The sequence below is a fragment of the Aquabacterium sp. genome (genome assembly GCF_034003525.1).
Lineage (GTDB): Bacteria > Pseudomonadota > Gammaproteobacteria > Burkholderiales > Burkholderiaceae_C > Aquabacterium.
Map to the genome: position 1 here is coordinate 114,201 of NZ_JAVEYN010000009.1, position 6,026 is coordinate 120,226.

Sequence of the window (6,026 nt, forward strand, 5' to 3'; positions counted from 1 at the left end):
TCACTCCTGGGGCCGATGGCGATCGACCCGAAAGCGGTACTGAAAGGTGTCACCGCGGAAATACAGAAACTCGAAGTCCACCGGCGTGCCGTGGATGTCATGGGTCAGGCGTTCGATGCGCAGCACCGGCTCACCCGGGGCGATGCCCAGGGCCGAGGCGGTGTCGGCATCGGCGGGCACCGCGTCCAGCGCCAGGTCGGCGTGGCCCAGCGGCACGCCGCAGTCGTTCTCCAGAATCAAGAAGATGTCGCGGCCGATCAGGTCGGCCTGCGCGAGCTGGCGGCCCTGCGTGGTGCGCACCCAGGTCCATTCCAGGGAGACTGGCTCGCGGTTGAGCAGGCGCACGCGCTGGATCTGCGTCACAGGCTCATCCACTGAGACACCGAGGCGCTGGGCCACCTGGGCACTGGCCGGCACCTCGCGCAGCTCTTGCAACCGGTTGAGCACCTCGTAGCCCAGAGTGGCCATCTGTTCGCCAAAGCCCTGCAGGGTGCTGACGTTCTGAAAGGCCTTGGGGCGGGCCACGAAGCTGCCCTTGCCCTGGCGAGTGAAGATCAGGCCCTCTTGCTGCAAGGCCGACAGGGCCTGGCGCACGGTGATGCGGCTGGCGCCATACAGCTGGCCGAGCTCACTTTCGGACGGCACACGGCTGCCGGGGGCATGGTGTCCACTCAGGATGCCCTCGCGCAGCGCCAGGCGAATCCGCTCATAGAGCGGCTCGGCGGTGGCGGTGTGGGAAGGGCGTGGACTGTTCATTTCTCAACTCGTTATGACAAGTTGAGAGGCAGTCTAGAAATCAACGCCCATCAAGAAAACAAAGGAATTCGTCCATCCATATGCGATGACGGGCGCATCACATGAGCTCATGCCGAAAGCGCATGAAGGCACGAAGCTCAGAACCTTAGAAGCAATTCTTCGTTCTGCTGCGCGGTGCTGCGATCGACACTGCCATGACTCCCCCATCACACAAGCGGGGTCCCTGTGGTTTCGTCATGAAAGGTTCACCATGAGCATCAGCGCCATCAACGTCCGCAACCAGTTCCGCGGCAAGGTCAAAGAGATCATCGAAGGACCCGTGGTCTCCGAGATCGATGTCGAAACGCCCGCCGGGCTGATCGTCACCTCGGTCATCACCACCCGCTCCATCAAGGACCTGGGCCTGGTGGTCGGCAAGGAGGTCATCGCCCTGGTCAAGTCCACCGAGGTGTCCATCGCCGCCCTATGATGTGGCATGCAATGGGTTGACTGCACCGACGAACGGCACGGCGAGGCCATCCTCGCCATCTTCAACGAGGCCATCGTGCATTCGACGGCCCTGTATGACTACGAGCCTCGCACCCGCGCGCAGATGACGAGCTGGTTCGAGGCCAAGCGCGCAGGCGGCTTTCCGGTCATCGGTGTGGAGTCGGAAGCGGGCGAGCTGATGGGCTTTGCGTCCTACGGCACCTTCCGCGCCTGGCCGGCGTACAAGTACACGGTCGAGCATTCCGTGTACGTGCACGCGGCGCACCGCGGCAAGGGCCTGGGCCCGCAGCTCATGCAGGCCTTGATCCGCGCGGCGCAAGACCAGGGCAAGCATGTGCTGGTGGGCGTGATCGACGCCAGCAATGCCGTGAGCATCCGCCTGCATCAGGCGCTAGGCTTCACCCATGCGGGCACCGTTCGTCAGGCCGGCTTCAAGTTCGGCCGCTGGCTGGACATCGAGCTTTACCAGCGCATCCTGGCCACGCCCACCGACCCGCAGGACGGCTGAGCCGCCGACCGACTCAGGCCACCGGGTCGGCCAGACCCGACCAGCGCTGGCGACGCAGCCACCAGCCCACCCACAGGCCCAGCCCCGCCCACAGCAGGAACACCCAGCCCGAGGCGGCCGCGGCCATGATGCCGGACAGCAGCGTGCCCACCGTGCAGCCCAGGGCCAGCATGCTGCCCAAGCCCATCAGCACCCCGCCGAGCACAGCGCGCACCGCTTCGCGCACGCTGGGCCAGCGCGGGCGGAAGTCTCCCGCCAGCACGGCTACCGCGAGCGAGCCCAGCACCAGGCCTACGACCAGCGCACCGTTGTTCGACCACAGCGTCTCCTTGATCGCGGTGGCGCAGCCGCGGAAGGTGTCGAGCCCTTCGAGGCGGCTGGGCAGCCACTGCTGCTGATCGGCCAGCGTGCGGGCGATGCTGCCTAGCTCGGACGTGACGCCCAGCGGCGACACGCGCAAGAAGGCGATCACGGCCAGGGCGCCGATCAGGATGCCGCCGGTGTGCGGCGCCCAGCGACGGCGCCACCAGGGCGTGTCGGATGCCGCTGCCGCAGGTGAGCGATGACGCCACCACAGCAGCGCGGCCAGCCCGCCCAGCCCCAGCAGTTGCACAGCCAGTGAGCCCTCGTAGCCCAGGTGGTTCGGCAGCCACACCACCGGTGCCTCCTGGATGTGATCGAGGTACAGCGTGTTCCACACACGCAGGCCCAGGATGAAACCGCCCAGCGTGCCGAGCAAGGCCAGCGGCGCGGTCACCACGCCTTCACCCAGCCGATACAGCTGCGCACTGACGCAGGAGCCGGCCACGGCCATGCCCAGCCCAAAGGTGAACGAGGCCCCGATCAGCACGATGCTGACCGGCCCGATGTGGGCACCAGGGGGCAGACGCCCCGGCGCGGGCTCCGGCAGGAAGGCGCCGAACACCGCGTGGTAGCCCAGCGTGCCCACCGCCAGTGCGGCCACGATGCCCAGCAGGCCGCGTGCATCGCGCTGCTCGATGAAATCACGGCTCACGCAGTAGAAGCAAAAGCGCGAGCGCTGCAGCAGCACGCCAAAGCCCAGGCCGAACACCAGCGACAGTGCCAGCGCCGCGCCGCCGGGCAAGCTGCCCAGATGCCGGTGAAGGAAAAAAGCCGTGCTGAGCACGGCCACGGAGGTCAGGACAGCGGCCCATCTGGGCCGCCCCTGCACGGCTTGGTACTGCGCCATGCTCATCTCACTTTCTGGCTAGCGTCAGCTCAGCGACCGCCCCAGACCGTGCCGGCCGGGTTGGCAATGGGCACGCCCACGGTGTTGCCGTACTCGGTCCACGAACCGTCGTAGTTGCGCACCTCGTAGCCCAGCAGCTTCTTCAGCGCGAACCAGGTGTGGCTGGAGCGCTCGCCAATGCGGCAGTAGGTGATGATGGGCTTCTTGCCATCGATGCCCACGCCCGCATACAGCTTGCGCAGCTCTTCCACCGGCTTGAAGGTGCCATCGGCGGCCACGGCTTGGCCCCAGGGCACGTTCACCGCACCGGGTACGTGGCCGGCGCGCACGGCCAGCTCTTGCACACCGGCGGGGGCGAACACCTTGCCAGTGAACTCATCGGCCAAGCGGATGTCCACCAACGCGGTGTTGGTCTTCTTCTCGGCGGCGGCGACCACATCGGTCAGGCGTGCACGCAGGGCCGGGTTGGCCGCGCTCACCTTGATGTTGCCGGCCGTGGGCGTGGCCGCCAGCGGCGACAGGGCGCGGCCTTCGGCTTCCCACTTCTTGCGGCCGCCGTCGAGCAGCTTCACGTTCTTGACGCTGTACACGTCGAACACCCAGGCGCCCCAGGCGGCGAACCAGTTGTTGTTGTCACCGTAGAGGATCACGGTGCTGTCCTGGTTCACACCGGCCGCGCGCAGCTTCTTCTCCAGGTTGGCCTGGTTGACGATGTCACGGCGCACGGGGTCGACGAGGTCGGTGTGCCACTCGAAGTTGACCGCACCGGGGATGTGGCCGCGCTCGTACACGCCGGGCACCACGCTGACCTCGATCACCTTGACCTTGGGGTTGTTCAGGTTCTTCTCCAGCCAGTCGGTGCTGACCAGGAAGGGCGAGTTGGCCAGAGCCGGCAGGGACAGCAGCCAGGCACCGGCCGCCAGGATCTTGTGGAAAGTCTTCATCGTCATGACCTCGTACATCGAGAGGGTGGAAAGGATCAGGTGTCATCAACACCATGAACGCAGTCTCGTCGGCCGTGATGGTTTTGCGAACTGATGCTTTGGCATGTGCTCATGCACAAAATGCAGCAGGCTGTTGAGATCGCAACAACGCGCATAAGCCCGCCATGCCCCAATGACAAACGCCCTGCCGCGCAAAGGGCTGCGCGTGCAGGGCGTGAGCAGCCGCGCTGATGCGGCTGGTAAGTGGCCGATGGTTCAGCGATCAGAAGCCGCCGCCAAAGCCTCCTTCATCGTGATGCGGCGCGGCTGGAACCTTGGGCTCGGGAATCTCCGCCACGATGGCTTCCGTCGTCAGGATCAGGCTGGCCACCGAGGCCGCGTTCTGCAGCGCCGTGCGCGTCACCTTGGCCGGGTCCAGCACGCCTTGCTCCACCAGGTTGCCGTAGCTGTCGTTGGCCGCGTTGAAGCCGAAGTGAGTGTCCGTGCCTTCCAGCACACGGCTCACCACCACGCTGGGCTCGCCACCGGCGTTGGCCACGATCTGGCGCAGTGGCTCTTCCACCGCGCGCAGCACCAGCTTGATGCCGGCGTCCTGGTCGGCGTTGTCGCCCTTGAGGCTGCCCACGGCCTGGCGCACACGCAGCAGCGCCACGCCACCGCCCGGCACCACGCCTTCTTCCACAGCCGCACGGGTGGCGTGCAGCGCGTCTTCCACGCGGGCCTTCTTCTCCTTCAGCTCCACCTCGGTGGCGGCGCCCACCTTGATCACCGCCACACCACCGGCCAGCTTGGCCACGCGCTCTTGCAGCTTCTCACGGTCGTAGTCGCTGGTCGCTTCGCTGATCTGCACGCGGATCTGCTTGACGCGCGCTTCGATCTGCGTGGCCTCGCCCGCGCCGTCGATCAGGATGGTGTGCTCCTTGCCTACCTCCACGCGCTTGGCCTGGCCCAGGTCCTCCAGCGTCACCTTGTCCAGCGACAGGCCCACCTCTTCGGCGATGACCTTGCCGCCGGTCAGCACGGCGATGTCCTCCAAGATGGCCTTGCGACGGTCACCAAAGCCCGGTGCCTTCACCGCCACCACCTTGAGGATGCCGCGGATGGCGTTGACCACCAGCGTCGCCAGCGCTTCGCCTTCGATGTCTTCCGCGATGATCAGCAAGGGGCGACCCGCCTTGGCCACGGCTTCCAGCGCCGGGATCAGCTCACGGATGTGGGTGACCTTCTTGTCGATCAGCAGCACCAGCGACTCGTCCAGCTCGACGGCCTGCTTGTCCTGGTTGTTGATGAAATAGGGCGACAGGTAGCCGCGGTCGAACTGCAGGCCTTCGACCACGTCCAGCTCGTTGTGCAGGCTCTTGCCGTCTTCCACGGTGATCACGCCTTCCTTGCCCACCTTGTCGATGGCGTCGGCAATGATCTGGCCGATGTCCCAGTCGGAGTTGGCCGAGATGGCGCCCACCTGCGCGATTTCCTTCGACGTGGTCGTGGGCTTGGCGAGCTTTTGCACCTCGGCCACCAGCGCGGCCACGGCCTTGTCAATGCCGCGCTTGAGGTCGGTCGGGTTCAGGCCGGCGGCCACGTACTTGAAGCCCTCGCGCACGATGGCCTGGGCCAGCACGGTGGCGGTGGTGGTGCCGTCACCGGCGTTGTCCGAGGTCTTCGAGGCCACTTCCTTGACGAGCTGCGCGCCGATGTTCTCGTAGCGGTCCTTCAGCTCGATTTCCTTGGCGACGGAAACGCCGTCCTTGGTCACCGTGGGGGAGCCGAAAGCGCGCTCCAGCACCACGTTGCGGCCCTTGGGGCCGAGCGTCACCTTGACGGCGTTGGCCAGGATGTCCACGCCCCGCACGATCTTGGCGCGGGCGTCATCACCGAATACGACATGTTTGGCTGCCATGTTTGCGTTCTCCAATTACTTCAATGAGGGGATCAGGCTTCGACGATGGCGAGGACGTCTTCCTCGCGGATGACGAGGAGTTCCTCGCCGTCGTGACCTGCCCCCTCCAGCCATACCAGTCAGTTGGAGAGAGGTCCAAGGGTTTGCAGGTTAACTGATCTTGCTTCGTTTTTTGATGGGGTTGGGTTGCGATGCTTGGCGGCGAACTCAGCTGGAGGT

6 protein-coding genes are annotated in these 6,026 nt (G+C 65.9%); 2 read left to right on the forward strand and 4 right to left on the reverse strand.

The genetic code is table 11. The features are described 5' to 3' along the window. Positions 1-756, reverse strand: a complete 756-nt coding sequence (locus tag RBT42_RS07550) for a GntR family transcriptional regulator (protein WP_320363706.1) — start codon at positions 754-756, stop codon at positions 1-3. A gap of 250 nt (positions 757-1,006) precedes the next feature. Between RBT42_RS07550 and RBT42_RS07555 the strand changes: the two genes are divergently transcribed. Then, complete coding sequence (locus tag RBT42_RS07555; RefSeq protein ID WP_320363708.1) at positions 1,007-1,225, forward strand: molybdopterin-binding protein; 219 nt, start codon at positions 1,007-1,009, stop codon at positions 1,223-1,225. Between the two features lie 6 nt (positions 1,226-1,231). Further along, positions 1,232-1,753 carry an N-acetyltransferase family protein gene (locus RBT42_RS07560; protein WP_320363710.1) on the forward strand — a complete coding sequence of 174 codons (522 nt, stop codon included), beginning with the start codon at positions 1,232-1,234 and terminating at the stop codon, positions 1,751-1,753. A 13-nt stretch (positions 1,754-1,766) separates the two neighbouring features. Here RBT42_RS07560 and RBT42_RS07565 read toward each other — a convergent pair whose 3' ends face one another. The 3 genes from RBT42_RS07565 to groL all read right to left on the reverse strand — a co-directional run bounded on the left by RBT42_RS07565 (position 1,767) and on the right by groL (position 5,807). Next, positions 1,767-2,963 (reverse strand): YeeE/YedE family protein, encoded by a 1,197-nt coding sequence (locus RBT42_RS07565; protein ID WP_320363712.1) that lies wholly within the window; start codon positions 2,961-2,963, stop codon positions 1,767-1,769. Between the two features lie 29 nt (positions 2,964-2,992). Beyond that, on the reverse strand, positions 2,993-3,907 hold the full coding sequence (locus RBT42_RS07570; RefSeq protein WP_320363714.1) for a sulfurtransferase: 915 nt from the start codon (positions 3,905-3,907) through the stop codon (positions 2,993-2,995). Between the two features lie 262 nt (positions 3,908-4,169). Then, on the reverse strand, positions 4,170-5,807 hold the full coding sequence (gene groL / locus RBT42_RS07575; protein ID WP_320363716.1) for a chaperonin GroEL: 1,638 nt from the start codon (positions 5,805-5,807) through the stop codon (positions 4,170-4,172). Between the last annotated feature and the right edge of the window lie 219 nt (positions 5,808-6,026).